The following is a 24,458-nucleotide window of genomic DNA, read 5'->3' on the forward strand; positions in this document are numbered from 1 at the left end:
TTATAATTTCATTGGCTGCACATAGCCGGTCATCTCGAGGTAGCCGCGGCCGACGCGGCGGCCGCTCTGCTGGATCGTGACCGCGCCTTCCCAGTACACGGCGCCCGTCGAGCGGCGCGAATCGAGCTCCTGGTCGTTCTGCAGCGGGACGATCTGCCAGACCTGGTCGCCGGTGGTGATCGTGGTGGCGATCGGGTAGGTCGCCTGAGTGCGCGGGGACGTCCAAAGCGTTTGCGGCGTGAACGTGATCTGCTCGGGCGCGTAATGCGTGACCTTGCCTGCCTTGTCGCGCCGGGTGGCATGCGCCCATAGTTTACCACCTTGCTTGTCGCGGATCTGGAAAGCCATCAGCGCGCCGCCGTCGTCGAGGTTGGCGCCGACCCAGTTCCAGCCCACGGCGTCGGGCTGCAGGGCTTCACTCGACCACTCGTGATCGAGCCAGGCGCTCCCGGTAACGGCCGTGGCTGCCATCCCGGCGCGGCCCACGCTGCCCGTGACGGCCAGTTGCGGTTCGCTGTAGTAGTAGCTGGCATGCTGCGCACTCGGGCCTTTGCGCGAGTACCCGCCCTGGCCCTGCGCCAGGACCGGTTGCGTGGGGCGCAGGCGCAGTTCCAGCGTGAGCTGGTTCGAGCGGATCGTCACGCGGTAGGTGCCATCCTGGTCGCGCACCATGCGCCAGTCATCGAGTTTCAGGTCGGTGTTGCCGGGCCGCGCCCAGGCCAGGCCGAAGCCTTCACGGGCGCTGCGCTGGTCATGCACGAGGCGCCCGACCGCCGGGTCGGACAGCGCCGCGTGGCCGATCACCAGCTGGCGGGGCGTGAAGTGGCTTGGATTGGCGCCGTCGACGCCCGTGCGGCTGCGAAAGAACGTGACCTGGAACCCCAGCGGGCGCTTGTCGGGCGTCTCGACCCAGCCCGTGACATACCACCATTCGGTGCGAAACTCGGGATGCGCGCCATAGTCGCGCGGGAACGTCAGCGCCGCGCCGGGCGTGACGGGGGCAAACACGGGCGGTTCGGCGCGCGCTGGCAGCGCCAGCAACGTCAACAGCGACAGCAGTACACCTAGGATGAAACGCATTACCAATCCTCTCTGACAGCGCGCACCGGACCGCCCGACAAGGCCTGGCGGCCTGACACGAGCGCGGTGGCGACGGACGCGATCACCAGCACCGCGGCCACGCTGCCCAGCAGTGGCCAAGGCAGGTGCAGGCCCATGGTCCAGTGGAACGACTGCGGGTTGATCACGAAAACCAGAATCAGGCTGATGGTCAGCCCGAGCACGAAACCGGCGATGACGCCCAGGCCGGTGAGCAGGCCGCCTTCGAAGGCGAGCAGCTGCAACACCTGGCGCCGCGTGACGCCGACGTGGCGCAGCATACCGAATTCTCGCGCCCGTGCCAAAGTCTGGGCCGAAAAACTGGCGGCGATGCCCGACAGCCCGATCGCGATCGCGATCGCCTCCAGTAAGTACGTGACGGCGAAACTGCGGTCGAAAATCTTCAGGCTCGCGGCGCGGATGTCGCCCGGGCGCATGAAGGTGAGCGCCGCGCCGAACGGCAGCGCGCGCAAACGGGTTTCCAGGGCAGCCGCGTCGACCCCATCTGCGGTCCACAGCGCCGCGTCGGTGACAGCGCCTTCGCCGGTCAGCTTGCGGTAGTCGGCCAGCTGGATGACAACCGAGCCGCTCTGGTTGGCGTAATCGCGCCAGGCGCCGGCCACGAAGAACGGCGTCTCGGCGCCGCCCAGCGGCAGGCGCAGCGTCTGGCCGACGCGCGCGCCGTACAGGTCGAGCAGCGCCTCGGACACCCAGGCCGGCCGCGCGCCGGCAGGAATGGGCGCGCTGTCGCCCACCAGATACAACAGGCGCGCCGGATCGCGCACATCGATGTCGCGCGCGATGACGACGACTGGCGGCCGCTCGGGCGCCAGCGACACGCGCCGCGTGCGCAGGAACTGGATCTGCTGTACGCCGGGCAGCGCCGTCAAGGCAGCCTGCTGCGCCGGACTCAGGTAACCGGTGCCGCCGGCATCCAGCGTGCGCACATACAGGTCGGCCGGCAGGATGTGGCCCATCCAGTCGTCGACCGAGACCCGGAAGCTCGAGACCATGATCCCCATCGCCACCATCAGGCTGAAACTGGCCAGGATGCCGCCCAGCGCAATCGAAGCCTGGCCCGGCGCATTGGCCAGGCGCCCCAGCGACAGCGCCAGCACCGGCATCGGATGCCGTTTTTTGGACAGCCACCCTTCGAGTGCGCGAAACGTGACGGCGGCAAAACGGGGCATCAGGCCGATGCCGCCAATTAGCAGCAGCGCGATTGCCAGGTAGCCAAACAGCGGCAACTCGAACACGGGCGGCGCGAACGCGAACAGCGCGGCGATTGCCAGGCACGCAAGCGATGGCCAGACGCGCGCCAGGCGTGACAGCGGTGCTTCGTCGGCGCCGGACTTGATCGCCACGGCCGGCCGCGCGCGCGCCGCTTCCCACGCCGGCGCCAGGCAACCGAGCAGGGCCACGCCCAGGCCCAGCGCGAAGAAGACGATGGCGGCACCCGGTGTGAACGCGACCTGCGGGCGAATGCCGGGGAAGTAGCCGGCGCCCAGGTCGCCGCCAAAATAATGCAGGGCGGTGGCGGCCAGTGCGTAGCCGGCGCCGATGCCGAGCAGGCTGCCGGCCACGCCCAGGCTCGCGCCTTCAAGCAGCACCTGGCGCAGCAGCTGACCCCGTTCGAAGCCCAGCACGCGCAGCAGCGCGAACTGGCTGCGCCGGCGCATGACCGACAGGGCCTGGGTCGAGAACACGAGGAAGGCGCCGGTGAACAGTGCGACCAGCGCCAGCACCGTCAGGTTGACGCGGTAGGCGCGGCTCATGTTGGACGTGCGGCTTTCCTGGTCGGCGTCGTTGGGCTGGCCGACCGTGAAGCGCCCCGGCCAGGTGCGCTCGAGATCGGCTGCCAGAGCGCGCTGGAACGCGGCGCGGTCGACGCCGCTGCGCAGCTTGAGGTCCACGCGCGAGAGCTTGCCCACGCGTTCCAGGCGCCATTGCAGGGCGCCGATGTCCATCACGGCCAGACGCTGGCCGCTGCGTGCCCGCTGTACGGGGCCGGCCACGCGCAGCGTGATGACGCCGGTGCCGGCGCGCAGATTGAGCGTGTCGCCACGCCGCTTGCCCAGCCACGCCTCGGCGGCCGGCGACAGGAACAGCGCATCGTCGGCCAGCACGTCCAGCATGCTGCCATTGCCCGGCACGCCGGTCAGGTCGGGCGAAATGAAGCCGGCGCGAAAGGCATCGATGCCGATGATGCGCAATGGCGTGTCCTGGCCCGGCACGCCGGCCTGCACCTCGAGAATGGGTGCGGCCACCGCGACGTCCGGATGGCTGGCCAGCTGCGGGTACACGGCTTCGTCAAACAGCAGTTCGCGCCCCTGGACCTGGATGTCGGCCTGGCCCGACAGGCTCTTGACGGCGGCCGAGAATTCATTGAAGGCAGCGGCATTGATCAGGTGGATGGCAAAGCCCATCGACACGCCAACGGCAATCGCCGCAATCGCCACCAGTGCGCGCACCGGGTGCGCACGCCACTCGCCGAGCAGCAGCCAGCGCGTGAGCCGGCTCAACCCGGGCATTCGACCGCCAGTGTGTCGGCCATGCGGCGCGCCTTGATGCGCGCGACGGCTTTTGCATCATCGCTGCTCTTGGCCAGGTCCTCATTGGCCCAGCGTGCCTGCAGACGCAGCTTGTCGCAGCGCTTGCGCAGGGCCAGCGCTGCGCGGCCGGCGCGCCCGAATTCATGCGCGTCACGCGCAGCCTGCACGGCGCGTGCCCCGTCGATGGCCGCCAGCGTGGCGCGCGCAGCAGCGAGGCGGGCGGCCTGCACCGGATCGGGCGCCGGGGCGGGTGGCAGCGCAAGGGGCGCACCGGCGCCAGGGCAGGGGCGGTCGGCGTAACTCACGTGCGTTCCCTCATGACATTTGTAGACCGTGCCAGCCGTGGCCAGCCGGCCCAGGGCGCAGCACGTCGCACACAGCACAATGCACCACAGGCAACGCATGGCAGGCTCCCGGTCATAGTATTTTCCCGGGATTCATGATGCCCAGCGGGTCGAGCGCGGTTTTGATGGCACGCATCATGCCAAGTTCGACCGGCGACTTGGTGCGCGCCAGTTCGTCGCGTTTCAGCGCGCCGATGCCGTGCTCGGCCGAAATCGAACCGGCAAACGCGACCACCGCGTCATGCACGATGCGGTTCACGGCATCCTGCCGCAGCAGAAACGTGTCGTGCGCAATGCCCGGTGGCGGCGCGACGTTGTAGTGCAGGTTGCCGTCACCCAGGTGGCCGAACGTGACCAGCACGCAGCCGGGAAACGCGCGGTCGAGTGCGGCGTCGGTGTGCGCGATGAAATCCGGGATTGTCGAGACCGGCAACGAGATGTCGTGCTTGATGTTCTTGCCGGCCGCCGCCTGCGCCAGCGGGATGTGTTCACGCAGGCGCCACAGGCCAAGCGCTTGCTGGCTGGACGTGGCCACGACGGTGTCGCGCGCGATGCCATCTTCCAGCGCGGCGCCGATGCCGGATTCGAGCAGCGCCTGAGCATGCGCTTCGGATTCATTGCTCGACAATTCGACGAGCGCATAGTGCGGGTGGCGCGCGGCAAATGGCTGCGGCAGGGCGGGAAATTGTTGTGCGACCAGATCCATGCAGACGGCCGACATCAGCTCGAAACCCGTCAGCGCCGCACCGCAGCGCGCTTGCAGCAGGTTCAGCAGCGCCAGCGCCTGGCGCGGCGAGTCCAGTGCGACCAGGGCCGTGCGCATGCCGCGCGGCGCCGGGAACAGTTTCAGTACGGCCGCCGTGATGACGCCCAGCGTGCCTTCGGCGCCGATGAACAGGTCGCGCAGCGCGTAGCCCGTGTTGTCCTTGCGCAGGCCGCGCAAGCCGTCCCAGACGGCGCCCTCGGCATTGACGACTTCGAGGCCCAGGCACAGGTCGCGCGTGTTCCCGTAACGCAGCACCGCTGTGCCGCCGGCATTGGTCGACAGATTGCCGCCAATCGTGCACGACCCCTCGGCCGCCAGCGACAGCGGATACAGCATGCCGGCCCCTGCGGCGGCGGCCTGGATGTCGGCCAGGATGCAGCCGGCCTCGACCGTCATGGTGCGGTTGGCCGGGTCGATCGCGCGGATACGGTTCAGGCGGCGCAGCGACAGCACGATGGCGTCGCCCGACGTATCGGGCACGCTGCCCATGACCAGGCCCGTACGGCCGCCTTGCGGGACGATGGGCACACCGGCGCTGGCGCACAGGCGCACGACGGCGGCCACCTGATCGGTGTCCAGCGGCAGCGCGACGGCGCGCGCGCGGCCACTGTAGCGACCGCGCCAGTCGGCCAGGTAGCCCGCCATCTCGGCATCCATCGTAATGACGTGGTCGACGCCCACGATGGCGCGCAGCTGTTGCAGGAAGGCGGCCGCTGACTGGTCAACCATGCGGGACTTTGACCTTGTCCAGCAATTCCTTGGCCATGCGCTGCGCTTCTTTCTTGAACGGGCGCAGGTACAGCAGGGCGCAGACGTAGAACACGACCACCAGCACGACTTCACCGATGGCCATCTGGCGCGACAGCGGGTTGGTATCGGCCCAGGCCCGCACGGCGCCTTCGGCAAAGTAAATCAGGATCAGCATCGACGCCCATTGCAGCGTGTACAGGTCGCGCTTGACCACGCCGCGCAGTGGCAGCAGCAACGGCAGCGCTTTCAGGGCCAGCAGCCAGCTGCCCGGCTGGAGCGGTGCGACGAACGCTTCCCACGCCACCAGCCAGCCGATCAGCCAGACCAGGCTGAGCACCGCGCCGATATGAAAGACTCTGCCTTTGCCCATTATTGACCTTCGTGCAGTTTGAGCGCCGCGGTTGCCAGGCGGCGACCGAGCGCGATCGACAAGGCGCGCTCGTCCTCGGTGATGGCACGCTTGCCATCGACGCCGGCCCAGTGGGTGGCGCCATACGGGCTGCCGCCGCTGGCGGTGTTCATCAGTTCGGGATGCGTGTACGGCAAGCCCATCACGAGCATGCCATGGTGCAGCAGCGGAATCATCATCGACAGCAGCGTTGCTTCCTGCCCGCCGTGCAGGCTGCCGGTGGACGTGAACACGACAGCCGGCTTGCCCGACAGCGTGCCGTTGACCCATTCGGCGGCGGTGCCGTCGAGGAAGTACTTCATGCTCGAGGCCATATTGCCAAAGCGCGTGGGCGAGCCCAGCGCCAGGCCCGCGCATTCGGCCAGGTCGGCCGCCTCGACATAGGGCGCGCCATCCTCGGGAATCGACGGTGCAGTCGCTTCGGCCACCGATGACACGGCGGGCACGGTGCGCAGGCGCGCCTCGGCGCCGGGGACGCTGTCGACGCCCTGCGCGATCAGTTCTGCCAGTTTGCGCGTGGCGCCGTGGCGGGAGTAGTACAAAACCAGGATGCTCAAAGGATTCGTGTTCATCCTTGGTATTATAGTGCGCTTTGTTGAAGTGACATGCCCGGGTTGACGCCCAATTCGCGGCCTGAATCGGGTATTTCCATGGCCATGCCGAACCAACCGCCGCAGCATCCTTCCCACGCCGTTACCGACAGCGCCGATGGCAGCCTCGAGGGCAGCCTCGAACGTAGCCTGACGCGGGCCGAGGCCAAGGATCTGGTGCGCTTTGCGCTGCGCCGCCTGCGCGAAGAACGCCTGCCGCAAGTTGCCGGCAGCCTGACGTTTACGACCACGCTGGCCCTGGTGCCGCTGCTGACGATCGTGCTGGCCATTTTCACGATGTTCCCGGCGTTCGGCCAGGTGCGCACGATGGTCGATGCCTGGTTCGTGCAGAACCTGATGCCGCCGGCCATTGCCAGCACGATCAGCGGCAATCTGACGCAGTTTGCCAGCAAGGCCAAGGGCCTGTCGGCGCTGGGCGCGGTGGCGCTGCTGTTTACGACGGCCGCGACCATGAGCCTGATCGAGCGGGTCTTCAACCAGATCTGGGGCGTGCGCCAGCCCCGTCCGTGGACCCAGCGCCTGCTGGTGTACTGGGCCTTGATTACGCTGGGTCCGATCCTGTTCGGCGCCTCGCTCAGTTTCACGTCACAGCTGGTTGACGTTACCGGCGGACTGGAGCGCGATGCCAGCGTGCTGGCCACGCTGGCCTTTACCCTGGCCTCGATTGCCGCGACGACAGGTGGCTACACGCTGCTGTACGTGGCGGTGCCGAATCGCCATGTCGCCTGGCGCGACGCCTTCTGGGGCGCGCTCGCCGCCGCGATCGCGTTCGAAGTCGCCAAGCGCGTGTTTGGCCTCTTCATCCGCCAGTTTCCGACCTACGCGATCATCTATGGCGCGCTGGCCGCGCTGCCGTTGTTCCTGGTCTGGATCTATGTCACGTGGATGATCACGCTGGTGGGGGCCTTGCTGACGGCGGCACTGCCGGTCGTGAAGTACGAACGCTGGTGGTACCAGGCCGCGCCGGGCGGCGCCTTCGTCGACGCGATGTCGGTGCTGAAGGTCCTGCACGGCAGCGCCAAGCTGAGTGGCACGGCGCTCGTGTCCGGCAGCACCATCCGCCATCACACGCGCATCGGTTACAACGAACTGGCACGCCTGCTGCACCGCATGGTGGCCGAGGGCTGGGTCGGGCGCGTGCACGACCAGGCGCCGGCGAAGATCAGCTGGCGCCACACCAAGCGCGCCAGCCAGGAGCACTGGGTGCTGCTGGCCGATCCGGACACGCTGCGCCTGGCCGACGTGTACCGCCTGTTCGTGTTCGACTTCGCGGTGGAGGAGGCCGTGCAGCGTGAAGAAGAGGCCAGCCCCGATACCGCCCTGTCGCTCGACACCGGCGCGCTGGCGCGCCGGGTCGAAGAGGCGGTCGAGGCCGGGCTGGGCGAAACCCTGCGCGAGCATTTCGGCGACGCCGACGTCGACGCCGAGGCGGTTGCCGGGCCGGTCAGCTGATCAGCCGGTCCGCCAGCGCCAGCAGCGCGTTCGACACCGCCTCGGGCGCTTCCTGCATCATCGCGTGGCCCGTATCGACCGTGACGATCGATGCATGCGCGATCGCGTCAGTCAGCAATGCCGCCTTGCGCGGTGGCGTCATCTTGTCCTGCGTTCCCTGCACGAACACGACCGGACAGGTGATGGTGGCGGCAGCCGTCATGCCGTTGGTGTACGCATTGCACGCGGCCAGATCGGTGTGCAGCAGCGGTTCGTCGCTACCGGCTGCCAGCCGCCGCATGAGCTCGCGCGCCGCGTTGGCAATCGACGGGTCGCTTGATGCCGCATGCGACCAGGCCACGACCATGTCGATGGCCGCCTGCTCATCGTCGAGGGCAGTGGCGAGCAGGGCGTCGGCCACCTTCATCGGGAACGTGGCGCCGAGCAAGGCCAGGCCGGTGGCGCGCTGGGGCGCCCGGGACGCCGCTTCCAGTACGATCAGCGAGCCCATGCTGTGGCCGGCAAGCAGGGCGCGTTTCACGCCCGCCGCGTCCAGTAAGGCCAGCAACCAGTCGGCCAGCGCCTCGACCGAGCGCAGGGCCGGCCCGCTGCTATGCCCATGGCCGGGCAGGTCGGGCGCCAGCACGGCGAAACCGCGTGCGGCCAGCGTCCGGCTTTGCTGCGTCCACGCCGCGTGGTCGTTCAGGGCGCCGTGCACCAGCACGACCGTGGGCAGTGCGGGGTCGAACGCGCTGTCGCCGGTATGGCAAAAGGCGGTATGGTCGCCAATCGTGAGTTGCATGTCAGATAGCCTGTGTTGATGGAAGCCAGCCATCCTAGCAGCGATGGCCGTTTGCGCAATCTGCACTGCACCATTCTGCCGCCGCGTTCGCACCATGAGGTGGCGCAATGCTGGATTTTTTACCGGGCATAGGCTACAGTCGGCGTTATGCCTTATACAAATTTATCCAACAGCAGTATTGACCGCGCGGGGGTGGCCAGCATGAAAGTTTCGGAAATCCTGCAAGTGAAGGGCAATATCCTGTATACCGTGACGCCCGACCAGCCCCTGGTCGAGGCCGTAACCACGATGTCCGAGAACGATATCGGCTCGCTCGTCGTGATGGAATACGGCGACCTGGTGGGCATGCTGACGTTCCGCGAAGTGCTCAAGACGCTGCACGCCAATGGCGGCGCGGTGGGCGCCGGCACGGTGCGCCGTCACATGGACGACAGCCCGATCACCGTCACGCCGGACACCGAGGTCAACGAGGTGCGCCGCATCATGCTCGAAAAGCATGCGCGCTACCTGCCGGTGATGGACGCGCGCACGTTGCTGGGCGTGATCTCGTTCTACGACGTGGCGCGCGCGGTGCTGGAAGCGCAAAGTTTTGAGAACCGCATGCTCAAGGCCTATATCCGCGACTGGCCAGCCGAGCAGAACGCTCCGGATTGACCACGCCAACGGTCACGCCGCGCGCGTGACCGACTCATCGGCCAGCCAGGCCAGCAGCGCCTCCGGCGACAACGGCCGCGAATACAGAAAGCCCTGGGCCAGAGGACAACCGAGCTCGCGCAGGATCTGCGCCTGGCGCTCGTCTTCGACCCCTTCTGCAATCACCGACAGGCCCAGGTTGCGGCCCAGCTGCACCACCATCTGCGCGATGCTGCTGCCGCGCGCCGAGCCGGTAATCTCGGTGACGAACGTGCGGTCGATCTTGAGCCGGTCCACCTGCAGCCGCTGCAGGTGCGACAGCGATGAAAACCCGGTGCCGAAATCGTCGATCGCGATCGACACGCCGGTGCGCTTGACGTGTGCCAGCTTTTCGACGAGCGCAGCGGGCTCTTCCATGGCCATCGATTCCGTGATTTCCAGCTCGATGAAGTCGGGCGGTGCGCCCGTATCGTCGAGCGCGCGGCGCAGCATGTCGAGAAAGTGTGGATGCCGTAACTGCACCTGAGATACATTGACTGACATCGTGAAGGTCGTGTGGCCCGCAGAGCGCAGGCGCAGCAGTTCGGTGCAGGCCTGGCGCAGCACCCATTCGCCGATCTCGACGATCAGGCCGGAATATTCGGCAATCGGGATGAAGCGGTCGGGCGAGACCAACCCGCCGTCTGGCTGGCGCCAGCGCAGCAACGCCTCGGCGCCAACAGCGCGGTTACTGGCCAGATCGATCTGCGGCTGGTAATCGAGGAACAGTTCGCCGCGCTGGAAGCCGCTGCGCAGCGCATGCATCATGCGTACCCGCTCGCGAATTTCAACGCCCATGCTGCGCGAAAAATAACAATGGCCGGTGCGCTGCTGCAGCTTGGCGCGCTTGAGCGCGATGTCGCCATCCTTGAGTGCATCGGCGCCGCTGCCGTCGTGTTCGCGCAGGCGGACGAGGCCCAGTGTCGACGATACCTGCACGTCCTGACCGTCGATGTGGAACGCGTCCAGAAACAGCGTCTGCAGCGCGGCTGGCTGGACCACCTCGGCACTGCCCAGCACGCTGAAAATGTCGCCGCCGATGCGCCCGATATGCAGCGAAGGTGCGAGGCCAGGCGCCAGGCGCGTGCACAGGCGCCGGGAGACGGCGGCCAGCAGCAGGTCGCCGAAGCGATGCCCGAGCGCGTCATTGGTTTCGGCGAAGTGGTCGATGTCGACCAGCGCCAGCACGGCGTCGTTGTCGGTCCCGGCGGCAAGCGTGGCGTCGATCAGTTCGATCATGCGCGTGCGGTTGGGCAGGCCGGTGAGCGGATCGTGGAACGCCGACTTGTTCAGGTCGGTCACCAGTTCGCAATTGTCCAGGCTGACGGCCACCATGCCGCAAAAGACCTGTAGCAGGCGCGTCTCGACGTCGCTGATCGCGCGTTCGAGCGGCAGGCAAGCCACGAAATCGCGCCCGGCCTTGCCAGGGAAGAACAAGGTCAGCATGCCGTCGTCGGTCGTGCACCCGCGCTGCGCCAGCGTGCGTTCGGCGGCCAGCGCGAGCCGGGTGACAGCCGGATCGTCGTACTGCGCGCCGAGTTCGCAGCCTTCGAGATCGCGGCTGTCGCCGCTGGCGGCGACCACGCACAGCGGGCCGAAGGCGCCGGTTCCGGTGCCATCGCCAAACTCCCGCGTGCACAATATGCCATCGACTGGCTGCCCGACCAGGCCGGCAGCCTGGGCCAGGATGCCATACGCCACGTCGCGCACGCCGTGCAGCGCCATCAGTTGTGCGCAGGCGGCGACGATGCGCTCCATGCCGACCCGGTTCGCGTCGAGTGCGCAGAGTTGCTCGTACGAGCGGATGGCGGCGGCTACTGCGGTGTAGAGCTTGGTGCGGGTCAGTTCCGACTTGGTGCGGTAATCGTTGATGTCGTAGCCGCGGATCGCCTCCATCTCGGGCGCGTAACCGGGCTGGCCGGTGCGCAGAATGATGCGCACGTCGCGCAAGCCCAGTTCGTCGCGGATGCGGCGCACCAGTTGCAGGCCGGCGTCGGCGCGCTCCATCACGACGTCCAGCAGAATGACGGCGATATCGCTTTCCCGGCTCAGCAGCGCGAACGCTTGCGCCGCCGAGTAGGCGTGCAGGAACGCCAGCGGACGGCCTTGCATGACGACGTTGTCCAGCGCAAAGGTGGTCGTCGAATGGACATCGGCGTCATCGTCGACGACCAGGATGCGCCACGGCAGCCGTCTGCTGTCGTCGACGGCGTCGACTTCGTCGGCAAAAACGAGGTCATCTGTCACGGGGGCATCCTGCGTTGGATCGGAGGGCGGCGTCGAAGCTGGCATGTGCTACGTCTCCAGGGAGGCTTGGCATGTATACGTGAAGTATATAGGCATTTGTAAATAGGAAAGGAAACCAGCAGTTGCTCAACAGAGAATATATTTTGGTAAATATATCCTGATAGAAACATTTTGGCGAGAGTGGATTGCAGATTGTCGGTTTCTGCTTGCCGGATCGCCTGTTAAAATGTTCTTTCGATCAAATCGCACTCCCTCATATCCATGTCCGGCAATACATTTGGCAAGCTGTTTTCCGTTACCACTTTCGGCGAGTCGCACGGTCCCGCGATCGGTTGCGTCATCGATGGCTGCCCACCCGGCATGGCACTGACCGAAGCCGATATCCAGGCCGACCTCGACCGCCGCAAGCCGGGCACGTCACGTCACGTCACGCAGCGCCAGGAGCCTGACCGCGTCGAGATCCTGTCCGGCGTCTACCAGGGCGTCACGACGGGCACCCCGATCGCGCTGCTGATCCGCAACGAAGACCAGCGCAGCAAGGATTACGGCAATATCGCCGAGAGCTTCCGTCCCGGCCATGCCGACTACACGTACTGGCACAAGTACGGCGTGCGCGATCCGCGCGGCGGCGGGCGTTCATCGGCGCGCCTGACGGCGCCGGTGGTGGGCGCCGGCGCCGTCGCCAGAAAGTGGCTGCGCGAGCAGTATGGGACCGAATTCATGGGCTGCATGCGCGCGCTGGGCGACATCGACGTACCGTTCGACGGCTGGGAGCACGTGCACGCCAATCCGTTCTTCGCTGCGACGGGCGACGCCGCCCTGCTGGCGCGCATGGAAGATGCCATGGACCAGCTGCGCCGCGATGGCGATTCGATCGGTGCGCGCATCGACGTCGTCGCGCGGGGCGTGCCGGTAGGCTGGGGCCAGCCGATCTACGACAAGCTCGACGCCGATATCGCCTACGCGATGATGGGCATCAATGCCGTCAAGGGCGTCGAAATCGGCGCCGGGTTTGCCTCGGTGGCGCAGCGCGGTTCCGAGCACGGCGACGAGCTGACGCAAGAAGGGTTTGTCGGCAACCATGCCGGTGGGGTGCTGGGCGGGATCTCGACGGGGCAGGACATCACGGTGTCGCTCGCGATCAAGCCGACCTCGTCGATCCGCGTGCCACGCCGCTCGATCGACAAGGAAGGCAATCCGGCGCTGGTGGAAACGTTCGGTCGCCACGACCCGTGCGTGGGCATTCGCGCCACACCCATTGCCGAAGCGATGCTGGCGCTGGTGCTGATCGATCACGCCTTGATGCACCGCGCGCAGTGCGGCGATGTGAAGGTCGCCACGCCCCGCTTGACGTAACCGTCGTGGACTGCGGCGGCGTGCTCAGGCGCGGGTCGCGATCACGTCCATCTGATGGCGGCGCTCGACCGTGCGCACGACCAGCGTGCGCAAGTCGTTGAGCAGCGCAAATTCTGTCTGGCTCAGGATCACCTGCGGATAGGTGTCGTCCCAGTCGCCATAAATGAAGCCGGCGGGCTGGCCGTGCGCGCACAGCGGAATCACGATGAAGCAGCGCGCCTCCGACAGCGTGTCTTTCCACCAACCCGGCAGCTTGGCCGCGAACTTGGTGTCGTGCGCATTCTCGATGAAGATCACGCGGTCGCTTGCCAGCGCGGCGTGGAACACGTTCGCCTCGTAGGTGTCGTCGAAGGTCAGATCCGGCTGCAGGGCCTTGGCGGTTTCGCCGAGCGCCAGGCGCGCCGTGTAGCGTCCTTCGCGCCGGTTGCGCATGAACGCAAACGAGCGCGAGAATGACAGCCCCTCGTGCATCGTTTCCAGCGCCAGCGACATCATCTGGCCGGCGGTCGCGTTCAGGCCCGCGTCGCGCATGTCGGCCACGCCACCCATCAGGATCTGGTTGCCGGCAATGCGGTCGCGCCTGGCTGCGGCCAGGCGCGCGCGTTTCTCGGCCGGCCGGGCCAGCGGCGCGATCGACAGATCGGCCGCCGCTTCGATCCGGGCCTTGTCGATCGATGCCAGGATGCCGGCCGGCGAGATGCCCAGCATCGGTGCGAACTGCTCCGCCAGTTCGGCCACCTTGTCGGCGCCGGCGTCGTCGTCTGCCCATAGTGCATCGGCGGCGCGGGTCGACATCGTGCCCAGCGCCGCCAGCCAGTCATCGTGCTCGAAGCGTTCACCCCGTTCACCCGGTTCGACGCGGCGCATGCCGGCCACCAGGTTGCCGGGCAGGCCCCAATGGGCGGCGGTGGCGCGGCCGAGCTCTTCGAGGTGCAGACCAAGCACGTCACGGGCCGCTGCCGTGTCGTCGCCGCCGGCCGCGCCGGCCTGGATCAGGGTCCAGCGCTCGGGCATGTAGAACGTGACCATCATGCGGCCCAGCGAGTGCAGGATCGAGCAGACCACGGCTTCTTCGGGATTGCGCACCTGCGCGCCGCTGGCCAGTTGCTGCGCCACCATCCCGGCCAGCACGGCTTTTTCCATCTCGATGTGCGCGATCTCGGTGTCCGGCGTGCTGCGGCCGAGCTCTTCGATCAGTTTCAGTCCCAGCGCCAGATGGCCGATGCTTTCGGTGCCGAGTACCAGCACGGCCTTGGAAATCGTGTTGACGTGCTGGCCGAACGCCGCGTACATGCTGCTGTTGGCCAGGCGCAGGACCTTCTGGGTCAGCACGGGGTCGGACAACACGGTCTGCGTCATCGAGAAATCGCGTTCGTCCTCGCCGCGCATCGACGCCAGGATGGCATTGATGGCCTTGGTGAAGCCGGGCATGTCGCCCTGGCGGCGGATGCGTTCCCACAGCAGGGCGAGAGTGGCTTGCGCTTTCGCCGAGCGCGCGGTGGTGATTGGTGTGGTCATGGTTTCCCTGTCCGGGTGTCGGCCGGCAGTAGAGCGGTATAGAGGTTTTCCTTGAGGGCCGTCACGGCCACGTTGGCCGGCATCGGCTTGCCCGTCAGGTAACCCTGGACATAGTGGCAACCCTGTTCGTCCAGCCAGGACAGCTGGTCTTCGGTCTCGACGCCTTCGGCCACGACGGCCAGGCTCAGGTGGCGGGCCAGGTCGAGCACGACCTTGCAGATGGCCGCGTCCTTGTGCGAGCCGGGCAGGTCCTTGACGAATGCACGGTCGATCTTGAGCACCGAAATCGGGAAGCGCTTCAGGTACGCCAGCGACGAGTAGCCGGTGCCGAAATCGTCGATGGCAATGCGGACGTTGCGCTCGACCATTTTTTCCATGACCGCTTCGGCGTGGACCGGGTCGACCATCAGCGTGCCTTCGGTGATTTCGAGCACCAGCTGGTGGCCCTGGGCGCCGGACATCGCCAGCGCGTCATCGAGCACCGACAGGAAGCGGTCGCTGCGGAACTGGCGCGGGCTGATGTTGACCGAGATGTACAGTTCGCGGCCCGCCACTTCCTGGAACTGGCGGATCTGCATGCACGCCGCCTTCAGCGCCCAGGCGCCCAGCAGGTTGATCAGGCCGTTGTTTTCGGCGATCGGGATAAAGCGCACCGGCGGCACCATGCCGAGCGTCGGGTGCTTCCAGCGCATCAGTGTCTCGAAGCCTTCGATCACTTTCGTGCGGGCGTCGACGATTGGCTGGTAGTAGAGCAGGAACTCGCCTTCGCGCACGGCCTTGAACATGGCCGCCTCGAGCGAGATGTCGTGCTCGGGCGGGCCCTGGTCGCGCGGGCTGTAGACGACCGTGCGGCCCTTGCCGGTTTCCTTCGCGCGCGACAGCGCGGCGTCGGCCAGCGTGACCAGGCGCACTTCGTCTTCGGCGTGGTCCGGGTACACCGTCACCCCAATCGAGGCCCCCAGGTAGATCGTGTGGCCATCCGTCTCGAACGGCGACTGCAAGGTGGCCATCAGGCGCCCCGTGACGAGCTTGATCTGGGCGTCGGTGAAGGTGCCGGGCAGCACGGCGACGAATTCATCGCCACCGACGCGCGCCAGCGTATCGCTGTCGCGCAAGACCCGGCGCAGGCGCGTGGCGGCCATCTGCAGTACGGCGTCGCCCAGCGGGTGGCCCAGGCCATCGTTGACTTTCTTGAACCCGTCCATGCCGATCGCGACGACCGAGAAACCCTGGCCCGACCGGCGCGCATTTGAAATCACCACGCGGATGCGGTCGGCCAGCAGCAGGCGGTTCGGCAATTCGGTCAGCGCGTCGTGGGTCGCCATGTGACGCAGCCGCTCCTCGGTCGCGTGCTGCGCCGACATGTCGCGCCCGATCACGAGGATTTGCGCATCGTCGCCCGTCGTCAGTTGGGCAATGCGCAGTTCGAACCAGATGTCACGCTCGCCGCTGCGAAAGCGCGCCTCGACCAGCGCTGCTTCGTGCGCTGTCGCGGCGCCGTCCAGTGCGTGGCGCAAGGCGGCCTGGTCGACGTCGTGCACGAGCGCCACCAGCGAACAGCCGGGCGCATACCCGTGCAGGCGCTGGGCACGGGTGCCCGCCGCCCGGATCGTTCCGCAGGGCGCGACCCGGAACACGGCGTCGCCCGCACTTTCCAGCAGACCGTCGAGCAGCGTCGCCGGCGGCGGGTGCGCCGTCGGCGGATGGGAAGCTGCGGAGGGTGGGGTCAGCATGGTCGGTCAGGGCTCTCGTGTCGCGGCATGGTCAAGCCATGCCGATATCATCTTGTTATCCGTGCCGGGCAACAAACCAGGAACGAGTCTATCACTGAAAAATTCCGTACTGCATCAGAATGAGCAACGTACGGTGCGTTCGCTTCCATGTCTGCGCGTGCGCGCATCCGGGCGCTGAGGCGCGTCACTGCCAACGTCGTCACACGCTGGCCTGCCACCTGTGTATTGTCGCCGATTATTGCTGAGTAGAAAATATCTATCGCTCAATTTAGTGCCTTAATGCAACCAGATTTGTGTCATCGTGACACATTCATGCGTTGGAGCAGGGCGCTTGCGTGATTCGGTGCGCCGGGGAGGGAGGCGCGACGGCCGGCAGGCTGGCCGCTGCAGAGCGTCAGCGACTGCACTTCGGCAGCGTCGACCAAGAATTATTTCGGCCCGGGCCGGGACAAACCACGTTGTGCCTGTGATAATGCTGGCTTACAAGCTTCATCGACCGTGTCGAGCCCCGCCATGAACCAAGATCCGCGCTTTCCGAACCTTTTCATCCTGAATCACCCGCTGATCCTGCACAAGCTGTCGCACATGCGCGAGCACGACACGTCGACGCGCACGTTCCGCGAACTGCTGCGCGAAATCACGCTGCTGATGGGCTACGAGATCACGCGCGACCTGCCACTGACGACGCGCCAGATCCGCACGCCGCTGGTGACGATCGATGCGCCTGTCATCGCCGGCAAGAAGCTGGCGGTGGTGCCGATCCTGCGCGCCGGCATCGGCATGAGCGACGGCCTGCTCGAACTGGTGCCGTCGGCGCGCGTGGGCCACATCGGGGTATTCCGCGATCCCGATACGCATGAGCCGGTCGAGTACATGGTCCGCTTGCCGGACACGACCGATCGCACGTTCATCCTGTGCGATCCGATGATTGCTACCGGCAACTCGGCGGTGCACGCAATCGACGTGCTGAAAAAGCGCGGCGTGCCGGACGAGCAGATCCTGTTCCTGGCGCTGGTCGCCGCGCCCGAAGGGATCCAGGTGGTGCAGGACGCGCATCCGGACGTCAAGATCTACGTCGCTTCGCTGGATTCGCACCTGAACGAACACGCCTACATCATCCCGGGCCTGGGCGATGCGGGTGACCGTATCTTTGGCACCAAGTAAGGCTGGCATGACCATGACGCAGCCGGCTGACCAGCAATTCTTCGCCCGCCTGGCCGAACTGAACGACAAGTTCGCGGCGCGCCTGCCATCCACGTTCGGGCGCCTGGCGCAGTTGTCGCAAGAGCTTGCACCGGCCGGCGCACCCGGGTTCGACCCCGCCGGGCCGGCGGGCGAGCTGCAGGCGATGCTCCATACGCTGGCAGGTTCAGCGGCGACCTTCGGCTTTCGCGGCCTGGGCCACCACGCGCGCCTGCTCGAACAGCGCCTGCGCGTGCTGCGTGCATTCGATGCCGTCGCTGCGGGCGAATGGCAAGCCTGGCGCGCCGAGCTCGACGACTATATAGCCGCCGCCCTGCGCGACCCCAAGGCGCTGACCTGAAACACGGGCAGCGCAAGTCGCGCGCGCAATTGTCGAGCAGACCGGAATTTGATTAAGCGCAAACAAATCAAACGTCCTTGCCTCTATTCTTTGCTGCATACCGAATTAAAAATCGTGTTGTCAAATTTATTGACATTAGGAATCGTGGGGCTACTTACGTATTTTTATTCAACGAATAGGGCATGCGCGAGAAATATTCGGTATAATGTGGGATCGTTGGGTTCGAGGTAGTAGTGCAGTCTGTCTGTCATTTCTTTCTTGCTTCTTCAAACGATCTAAAACGGGCGCAAGCCCAACTAACCGAAATAGGAAATTGTAATGGCAACTGGCATCGTTAAATGGTTCAATGACTCGAAGGGCTTCGGCTTCATCACCCCTGATGAAGGCGGCGAAGATCTGTTCGCGCACTTCTCGGCTATCCAGAGCAACGGCTTCAAGTCGCTGCAGGAAAACCAGCGCGTCTCGTTCGACGTGACCACCGGCCCTAAGGGCAAGCAAGCCTCGAACATCCAGCCTCTGTAATCGCCTAACAGGCGTTGCGAGACCAAAATCCCCGGAACTGCCGGGGATTTTTTTCGTCCATACCTTTTGTTGCTACCCTTCTTCGCAGAGGGTGAGGCGTCAGCGCTGGCGCCAGTAGTCGGGCGCCGCGTAACTGCGGCGCAGGAAGTCGACGAAGGTCCGGATACGCAGCGGCAAGTGGCGGCGCTGCGCGAACACGGCGTGGATGTCATTGCCGGGCGCCGCGAAGGCGTCCAGCACGGTGCACAGTTCGCCACTGGCGATCTGCTCGCCCACTTCCCACATCGAGCGCCACGCCAGGCCCTTGCCGGCCAGTGCCCAGGCGTGCAGTACGGCGCCGTCGTTGCACACCATATTCCCGCTGACTTTGTGCGTGACGGGTTTGCCGTTCTCGAGAAAAGTCCAGCCGGGCTGGCTGCCTTCGCTGCTGATTGCCAGGCAGTTATGGCGCGCCAGGTCGCCCGGTGTGCGCGGCGTGCCATGGCGCTTCAGGTAGGCGGGAGCGGCAACCAGCACGCGGCCGTTGTCGGCCAGTTTCACGCCCACCAGGTTCGAGTCACCCAGGCGGGCGATCCGGATGGCCACGTCGACGCCGTCGCCGATCAGGTCGATGACGCGGTCATTCAGGTTCAGGTTGACCGTGACGTCGCGGTGCTCGGCCAGGAACGACGGCAGCAGGGGCGCCACGTGCTGGCGGCCGAAGCCGGCCGGGGCCGAGACCGTCAGGTGGCCTGACGCGCGGCCGCTGCGCTCCGAGATCGCCGACTCCGCCTCGTTGACCTCGACCAGGATGCGCTGGCAATCCTCCAGAAACGCCACGCCCTCGTCGGTCAGCACGAGCTTGCGCGTGGTCCGGCGCAGCAGCTTCACGCCCAGCCGGGCCTCGAGCGCGTCGAGCCGGCGCCCGATCATCGCCGGTGCAATGCCCTCGGCGCGCGCCGCGCCCGACAGGCTGCCGCGCGCCACGACCTCGACAAAGGTTGCCATCTGGGTGAACTTGCTCATGCCAGCGATCCAGTTATGTAGTTTGATTTAATACAAAAACACACAGATGAAGTGCGTATTTGTCTCGTTTAGCGTTACGCGGGTGAATATACTGGATGCCAACAGGAGCGCCAAGCGGGGCCAGTCCCGGCGCAGCGTCGCACGTGATTTTCATTCATCTTCAGGAGTCGATATGTCCCTCAGCATCCCCCAAGGCATGGAAATTTCCGGCACGATCCAGCCGGCCTACGAGCAGATCCTGACGCCGGACGCGCTGGCGCTGGTGGCCACGCTCACACGCGCGTTCGAGCCGCGGCGCCAGGCCTTGCTGGCCGCGCGTGCCGAGCGGGCAGAGCGCCTGGACGCCGGCGAGCGCCCGGATTTCCTGCCCGAGACCGCTGCGATCCGCGACGGTGACTGGCGCATCGCCCCGATTCCCGCTGCGCTGCATTGCCGTCGGGTCGAGATCACGGGGCCGGTGGAGCGCAAGATGGTCATCAACGCGCTGAACTCGGGCGCCGACAGCTACATGACCGACTTCGAGGATTCGAACACGCCCAACTGGGATAACCAGATCAGCGGCCAGATCAATCTGTTCGATGCGATCCGCAAGACCATTTCGCTCGAACAGAACGGCAAGTCGTACCGGCTCAATGACAAGGTCGCCACGCTGCTGGTGCGCCCGCGCGGCTGGCATCTCGATGAAAAACACGTGCTGGTCGACGGCAAGCGCGTCTCGGGCGGCATCTTCGATTTCGCGCTGTACATGGTCCATAACGCGAAAGAATTGCTGGCACGGGGCGCCGGCCCGTATTTCTACCTGCCCAAGCTCGAATCGCACCTGGAAGCGCGGCTGTGGAACGACATCTTCGTGATGACGCAAGATCTGCTCGGTATCCCGCAGGGGACGATCAAGGCGACGGTGCTGATCGAAACCATCCTGGCCGCGTTCGAGATGGACGAAATCCTGTACGAGCTGCGCGAGCACAGCGCCGGCCTGAACGCGGGCCGCTGGGATTACATTTTCTCGTGCATCAAGAAGTTCAAGCGCGACAGCGATTTCTGCCTGGCCGACCGCGCCAAAGTGACGATGACGGCGCCGTTCATGCGCGCCTACGCGCTGCTGCTGCTCAAGACCTGCCACGCCCGGGGCGCGCCGGCCATCGGCGGCATGGCCGCGCTGATCCCGATCAAGAACGACCCGGAGAAAAACGAGATCGCGATGGGCGGCGTGCGCAACGACAAGGCGCGCGACGCGACCGATGGCTATGACGGCGGCTGGGTCGCGCATCCCGGGCTGGTGGGCCTGGCGATGGAAGAATTCACCAAGGTGCTGGGCGAGCGGCCGAACCAGTTCGACAAGCAGCGGCCCGATGTTGTCGTGACTGCTGCGCAATTGCTCGACTTCAAGCCGGAAGCGCCGATCACGGAAGCGGGCCTGCGCTACAACATCAACGTCGGCATTCACTATCTGGGCGCCTGGCTGGCCGGCAATGGCTGCGTGCCGATCCACAATCTGATGGAAGACGCTGCGACGGCAGAAATCAGCCGCTCGCAGGTGTGGCAGTGGATCCGGTCCGCCAAGGGCGTGCTGGAAGACGGCCGCAAGGTCACGGCCGAGATGGTGCGCGCGATGATTCCGGAAGAACTGGAAAAAGTGAAGCTGGTGGCAGCCGATGGGACGCATGCAAGCTACGAGCGCGCCGCCACCATCTTTGAACAGATGTCGACAGCGGAGGCGTTCGCGGAATTTTTGACGCTGCCGCTGTACGAAGAAATCTGACGCCGCGTCAGAACGTATTCTTCCACGCCCGCAGCGCCGTGAATACCTCGAGCGGCGCTGCACCTTCAGCCACCCGCCCTGCAGCAACCAGGCTGCGCACGATCGGCGCGCTCGTCGTGCGCAGGAATGGGTTGGTGGCTTTTTCCAGTGCAATGGTCGAGGGAATGGTCGGCTGGCCGGCGGCGCGGCTGGCGCCGTCGGCTTCCACGCGCGCAGCAAGCGCCGTGTTGCTGCCATCCACGGCCTGCGCAAACGCCAGGTTCGACATCGTGTATTCATGCGCGCAATACACCAGCGTCTCATCGGGCAGCGCCGCCAGTTGCGTCAGCGACGCATCCATCTGCGCCGGCGTGCCCTCGAACAGGCGTCCGCAGCCGGCGCCAAACAACGTGTCACCGCAGAACAGCCACGGCGCGTCCGCGTCGCGGCGCACATAGGCAATGTGCCCCAGCGTATGGCCCGGTACATCCAGCACGTCGAGCGTCAGCTCAATGCCCGGCACGGTAATGCGATCGCCCTGCGCCAGCGGGTCGGTGACGAGGTCGATGCCATCGTCCTTCGGGCCAAAGACCGGCACATCCCATTCGGCCAGCAGGGCGGGCACGCCACCGATATGGTCAGCATGATGATGGGTGAGTAGAATGGCAGTCAGGCGCAGGTTGTGCGCGGCCAGCGCCGCGCGCACCGGTGCTGCGTCGCCCGGATCGACGATGGCTGCATGCGTGCCGTCGTGAACCAGCCAGAGGTAGTTGTCTTTGAAGGCCGGCACTGTCAGTACCGACAGGGCCGGCTGCCGTGGAGGTGTCATGGTCATGTGTATGGTCAAGAGGTGGCATGGATAGCGCTGCCGAGAAATCCATTATAGCGCTCGACAACTGGCTCCAATCGCCAGCCGGCGCGTACGTGCGCGCGTTCGAGCAGGCCTGCCTCGAAGAACTGACGGCGGATATTTTCGGCTACAACGCGCTGCAGATCGGCGTGCCGCAGCTCGATGCGCTGGCCGCCAGCCGCATGCCCAACCGGTGGCAGGTGGCCACGCGCACGTCGAATGCCGACGAGCTTGCGTTCGCCTCAAACGGCCGCCAGATCGCTGCCGCGGCCGACTTCGCCGAGCTGCCGTTTGCGTCGAGCAGCATCGATCTGGTGGTGCTGCCGCACGTGCTCGAGTTCGCTGCAGAGCCGCACCAGGTGTTACGCGAAGTCGAGCGCATCCTGATTCCCGAGGGGCAGGTCATCATCTGCGGCTTCAATCCGGCCAGCCTGTGGGGCATGCGCCAGGGCATCGGGCGTGTCACCCGCAATGGCTACTTGCCGGACACGGGCGAATTCATTTCTATGCCGCGCCTGAAAGACTGGCTAAAATTGCTCAATCTGAGCGCGACGCGCAGCCACTTCGGCTGTTACGCACCACCATGCCGCACCGCCCATTGGCTGAGCCGCTTTGCGATGATGGAATCGGCCGGCGGGCGCTGGTGGCCGTATCTTGGCGCCGTCTACGTCGTGCATGCGATCAAGCGCGTCAAGGGGATGCATCTGATTGGCCCCGCATGGAACAAAAAAACCAGCAAGCGACCGGCGGCAGTGCCGGCGGCAAACCGGATCGAACGAATTGAAAGTGAATAGCAGGGCATGAGCGAAACAATGCACGACGCAAAAAGCGAAACGAACAACGACACCAACCCGACCCGGGTCGAGATTTTCAGCGACGGCGCCTGCAAGGGCAATCCGGGCACGGGCGGCTGGGGCGCGCTCCTGGTATCGAACGGGCACGAGAAAGAAATCTTTGGCGGCGAACCGAACACCACCAACAACCGCATGGAATTGCGCGCCGTGATCGAGGCGCTGGGCGTGCTGAACCGGCCATGCGAAGTCGTTCTGCACACCGACAGCCAGTACGTCCAGAAAGGCATCTCCGAGTGGATCCACGGCTGGAAGGCGCGTGGCTGGAAGACGGCGGCGAAAGAGCCCGTGAAAAACGAAGACCTGTGGAAGGCCCTCGACCTGGCCCAGCAGCAGCACGCCGTCGAATGGCGCTGGGTGCGCGGCCACAATGGCCACCCTGGCAACGAGCGGGCCGACGTGCTGGCCAACAAGGGCGCGGCATCGGTACGGCGGTAGTCAGTCCCGAGTCCCGAGTCCAACGCTGCGCACCGCGCCGCCGCAGTTGTTATACTGCGCCCGCACCCACTTTGAAGAATTGCACCATGCGTCAGATCGTTCTCGATACCGAAACCACAGGCCTGAACCCCCGCACCGGCGACCGCGTCATCGAAGTCGGCTGCGTTGAAATTTTCAACCGCAAGCTGACCGGCAATAACTACCACTGCTACATCAATCCCGAGCGCGAGTCGGACGAGGGCGCACTGGCCGTGCACGGCCTGACCACCGAGTTCCTGAGCGACAAACCGAAGTTCCACGAGATTGCACACGAACTGCGTGACTTCATCCAGGGCGCCCAGGTCATCATTCATAACGCGCCGTTCGACCTGGGTTTTTTGAACGCCGAATTCACGCGCATGGGTCTGCCGCCGTTCGTCCAGTATTGCGACGGCGTCATCGACACGCTGGTGCAGGCGAAAGAACTGCACCCCGGCAAGCGCAACTCGCTCGACGCGCTGTGCGACCGCTACGACATCTCGAATGCGCACCGCAAGCTGCACGGCGCGCTGCTCGACTCGGAGTTGCTGGCCGATGTGTATCTGGCGATGACGCGCGGCCAGAATTCGCTGACCATGGATGTGGAAGAAGAAACCAGCAACGATGGCGAGGCGCTCGAAATCGTCCCGCTGGGCGAGATTATCGTTGTGACGGCCAGCAGCGATGAACTGGCCGAGCACGATACGGTGCTGGCTGGCCTGGATAAAAGTGTGAAGGGCAACTGCGTCTGGCGGACTTACGGGGCCTGATCGTGCTGCGCAGGGGTGACGCCAAGAAAATTCTGTGCCATAATATGCCTCGCTTCGGGAGGTTAGCTCAGGGGTAGAGCACTGCATTCACACTGCAGGGGTCGCAAGTTCGAAACTTGCACTTCCCACCAAGAATTTGCAAGGCCAGCAGAGATGCTGGCCTTGTTTGTTTCTGCGCCGGTTGTACAGTGCGCCGCCCGCATGCACACAGTCGATTGCCATTTGGCATAATTTATCCGCTGTGGCATAATACGGCCTCGCTGGGAGGTTAGCTCAGGGGTAGAGCACTGCATTCACACTGCAGGGGTCGCAAGTTCGAAACTTGCACTTCCCACCAATGAATATGGTTGACCAAAAAAGGCTTGCACTTCACCGTGCAAGCCTTTTTTGCATTGTGCTCCGATCTGCGCTGCTCAGCGACCAGTTGGCCC

Annotated in this window: 22 protein-coding genes and 2 tRNA genes; 12 read left to right on the plus strand and 12 right to left on the minus strand. The window is 65.5% G+C overall.

Features of this window, described 5'->3' with window-relative positions:
• From AC56LW_RS19505 to wrbA, 6 genes are all read right to left on the minus strand, one after another.
• Complete coding sequence (locus AC56LW_RS19505; RefSeq protein WP_499636920.1) at nt 1-1,080, minus strand: lipocalin-like domain-containing protein; 1,080 nt, start codon at nt 1,078-1,080, stop codon at nt 1-3.
• On the minus strand, nt 1,080-3,629 hold the full coding sequence (locus AC56LW_RS19510) for an FtsX-like permease family protein (RefSeq protein WP_499636922.1): 2,550 nt from the start codon (nt 3,627-3,629) through the stop codon (nt 1,080-1,082). Before AC56LW_RS19510 ends, AC56LW_RS19505 begins: the two co-directional genes overlap by 1 nt.
• On the minus strand, nt 3,617-3,955 hold the full coding sequence (locus tag AC56LW_RS19515) for a DUF4124 domain-containing protein (RefSeq protein WP_499636924.1): 339 nt from the start codon (nt 3,953-3,955) through the stop codon (nt 3,617-3,619). The genes AC56LW_RS19510 and AC56LW_RS19515 overlap by 13 nt, the downstream gene beginning before the upstream one ends.
• Before the next feature lie 112 nt (nt 3,956-4,067).
• Nucleotides 4,068-5,489 carry an FAD-binding oxidoreductase gene (locus tag AC56LW_RS19520; RefSeq protein WP_499636926.1) on the minus strand — a complete coding sequence of 474 codons (1,422 nt, stop codon included), beginning with the start codon at nt 5,487-5,489 and terminating at the stop codon, nt 4,068-4,070.
• Nucleotides 5,482-5,880, minus strand: coding sequence for a DUF2069 domain-containing protein (locus AC56LW_RS19525; RefSeq protein WP_332532710.1), 399 nt, complete (start codon nt 5,878-5,880; stop codon nt 5,482-5,484). The genes AC56LW_RS19520 and AC56LW_RS19525 overlap by 8 nt, the downstream gene beginning before the upstream one ends.
• Complete coding sequence (gene wrbA, locus AC56LW_RS19530) at nt 5,880-6,491, minus strand: NAD(P)H:quinone oxidoreductase (protein ID WP_183552021.1); 612 nt, start codon at nt 6,489-6,491, stop codon at nt 5,880-5,882. The genes AC56LW_RS19525 and wrbA overlap by 1 nt, the downstream gene beginning before the upstream one ends.
• Nucleotides 6,492-6,569: 78 nt before the next feature.
• Here wrbA and AC56LW_RS19535 point away from each other — a divergent pair, with 78 nt between their 5' ends.
• Complete coding sequence (locus AC56LW_RS19535) at nt 6,570-7,982, plus strand: YihY family inner membrane protein (RefSeq protein ID WP_499636929.1); 1,413 nt, start codon at nt 6,570-6,572, stop codon at nt 7,980-7,982.
• On the opposite strand, the gene AC56LW_RS19540 is transcribed toward AC56LW_RS19535, so the two are convergent.
• Nucleotides 7,975-8,763 (minus strand): alpha/beta fold hydrolase, encoded by a 789-nt coding sequence (locus tag AC56LW_RS19540; RefSeq protein ID WP_499636931.1) that lies wholly within the window; start codon nt 8,761-8,763, stop codon nt 7,975-7,977. The two genes, AC56LW_RS19535 and AC56LW_RS19540, sit on opposite strands and share 8 nt — an antisense overlap.
• Nucleotides 8,764-8,964: 201 nt before the next feature.
• On the opposite strand from AC56LW_RS19540, the gene AC56LW_RS19545 reads away from it, so the two are divergent.
• On the plus strand, nt 8,965-9,417 hold the full coding sequence (locus tag AC56LW_RS19545) for a CBS domain-containing protein (RefSeq protein WP_332532707.1): 453 nt from the start codon (nt 8,965-8,967) through the stop codon (nt 9,415-9,417).
• A gap of 12 nt (nt 9,418-9,429) precedes the next feature.
• On the opposite strand, the gene AC56LW_RS19550 is transcribed toward AC56LW_RS19545, so the two are convergent.
• A complete protein-coding gene (locus AC56LW_RS19550) occupies nt 9,430-11,727 on the minus strand; it encodes a GGDEF/EAL domain-containing response regulator (protein WP_499636933.1) in 2,298 nt (765 codons plus the stop codon).
• Nucleotides 11,728-11,943: 216 nt separating this feature from the next.
• Between AC56LW_RS19550 and aroC the strand changes: the two genes are divergently transcribed.
• Entirely contained in the window at nt 11,944-13,038 is a 1,095-nt protein-coding gene (aroC, locus tag AC56LW_RS19555) for a chorismate synthase (protein WP_499636935.1), read from the plus strand.
• 24 nt (nt 13,039-13,062) lie between these two features.
• On the opposite strand, the gene AC56LW_RS19560 is transcribed toward aroC, so the two are convergent.
• Nucleotides 13,063-14,556, minus strand: coding sequence for an HDOD domain-containing protein (locus AC56LW_RS19560; protein WP_499636937.1), 1,494 nt, complete (start codon nt 14,554-14,556; stop codon nt 13,063-13,065).
• The gene (locus AC56LW_RS19565) at nt 14,553-16,289 is read right to left on the minus strand and encodes a putative bifunctional diguanylate cyclase/phosphodiesterase (RefSeq protein WP_332532703.1); all 1,737 of its coding nucleotides are present in this window, start codon (nt 16,287-16,289) and stop codon (nt 14,553-14,555) included. The genes AC56LW_RS19560 and AC56LW_RS19565 overlap by 4 nt, the downstream gene beginning before the upstream one ends.
• Before the next feature lie 513 nt (nt 16,290-16,802).
• Here AC56LW_RS19565 and upp point away from each other — a divergent pair.
• The 3 genes from upp (at nt 16,803) to AC56LW_RS19580 (ending at nt 18,354) form a co-directional block, all read left to right on the plus strand.
• A complete protein-coding gene (upp, locus tag AC56LW_RS19570; RefSeq protein ID WP_332532702.1) occupies nt 16,803-17,453 on the plus strand; it encodes a uracil phosphoribosyltransferase in 651 nt (216 codons plus the stop codon).
• A 7-nt stretch (nt 17,454-17,460) separates the two neighbouring features.
• Nucleotides 17,461-17,832 carry an Hpt domain-containing protein gene (locus AC56LW_RS19575; protein ID WP_183552033.1) on the plus strand — a complete coding sequence of 124 codons (372 nt, stop codon included), beginning with the start codon at nt 17,461-17,463 and terminating at the stop codon, nt 17,830-17,832.
• A 318-nt stretch (nt 17,833-18,150) separates the two neighbouring features.
• Nucleotides 18,151-18,354 carry a cold-shock protein gene (locus AC56LW_RS19580; protein ID WP_137176112.1) on the plus strand — a complete coding sequence of 68 codons (204 nt, stop codon included), beginning with the start codon at nt 18,151-18,153 and terminating at the stop codon, nt 18,352-18,354.
• 99 nt (nt 18,355-18,453) lie between these two features.
• Here AC56LW_RS19580 and AC56LW_RS19585 read toward each other — a convergent pair whose 3' ends face one another.
• Nucleotides 18,454-19,359 carry a LysR family transcriptional regulator gene (locus AC56LW_RS19585; protein WP_499636939.1) on the minus strand — a complete coding sequence of 302 codons (906 nt, stop codon included), beginning with the start codon at nt 19,357-19,359 and terminating at the stop codon, nt 18,454-18,456.
• Nucleotides 19,360-19,531: 172 nt separating this feature from the next.
• On the opposite strand from AC56LW_RS19585, the gene aceB reads away from it, so the two are divergent.
• Nucleotides 19,532-21,121 carry a malate synthase A gene (gene aceB / locus AC56LW_RS19590; RefSeq protein WP_499636941.1) on the plus strand — a complete coding sequence of 530 codons (1,590 nt, stop codon included), beginning with the start codon at nt 19,532-19,534 and terminating at the stop codon, nt 21,119-21,121.
• Between the two features lie 7 nt (nt 21,122-21,128).
• Here aceB and gloB read toward each other — a convergent pair whose 3' ends face one another.
• Nucleotides 21,129-21,929, minus strand: coding sequence for a hydroxyacylglutathione hydrolase (gene gloB, locus AC56LW_RS19595; RefSeq protein ID WP_499637118.1), 801 nt, complete (start codon nt 21,927-21,929; stop codon nt 21,129-21,131).
• Between the two features lie 26 nt (nt 21,930-21,955).
• Between gloB and AC56LW_RS19600 the strand changes: the two genes are divergently transcribed.
• From AC56LW_RS19600 to AC56LW_RS19620, 5 genes are all read left to right on the plus strand, one after another.
• Nucleotides 21,956-22,744 carry a class I SAM-dependent methyltransferase gene (locus AC56LW_RS19600; protein WP_332532697.1) on the plus strand — a complete coding sequence of 263 codons (789 nt, stop codon included), beginning with the start codon at nt 21,956-21,958 and terminating at the stop codon, nt 22,742-22,744.
• An 18-nt stretch (nt 22,745-22,762) separates the two neighbouring features.
• A complete protein-coding gene (gene rnhA, locus AC56LW_RS19605; RefSeq protein ID WP_332532696.1) occupies nt 22,763-23,239 on the plus strand; it encodes a ribonuclease HI in 477 nt (158 codons plus the stop codon).
• Between the two features lie 86 nt (nt 23,240-23,325).
• Nucleotides 23,326-24,027, plus strand: a complete 702-nt coding sequence (gene dnaQ, locus AC56LW_RS19610) for a DNA polymerase III subunit epsilon (RefSeq protein WP_499502110.1) — start codon at nt 23,326-23,328, stop codon at nt 24,025-24,027.
• Between the two features lie 56 nt (nt 24,028-24,083).
• Nucleotides 24,084-24,158: transfer RNA gene (locus AC56LW_RS19615), tRNA-Val, on the plus strand.
• Between the two features lie 131 nt (nt 24,159-24,289).
• A tRNA-Val gene (locus AC56LW_RS19620) sits at nt 24,290-24,364 on the plus strand.
• Nucleotides 24,365-24,458 lie beyond the last annotated feature (94 nt).

Source organism: Telluria sp. LT2P80, assembly GCF_059685955.1.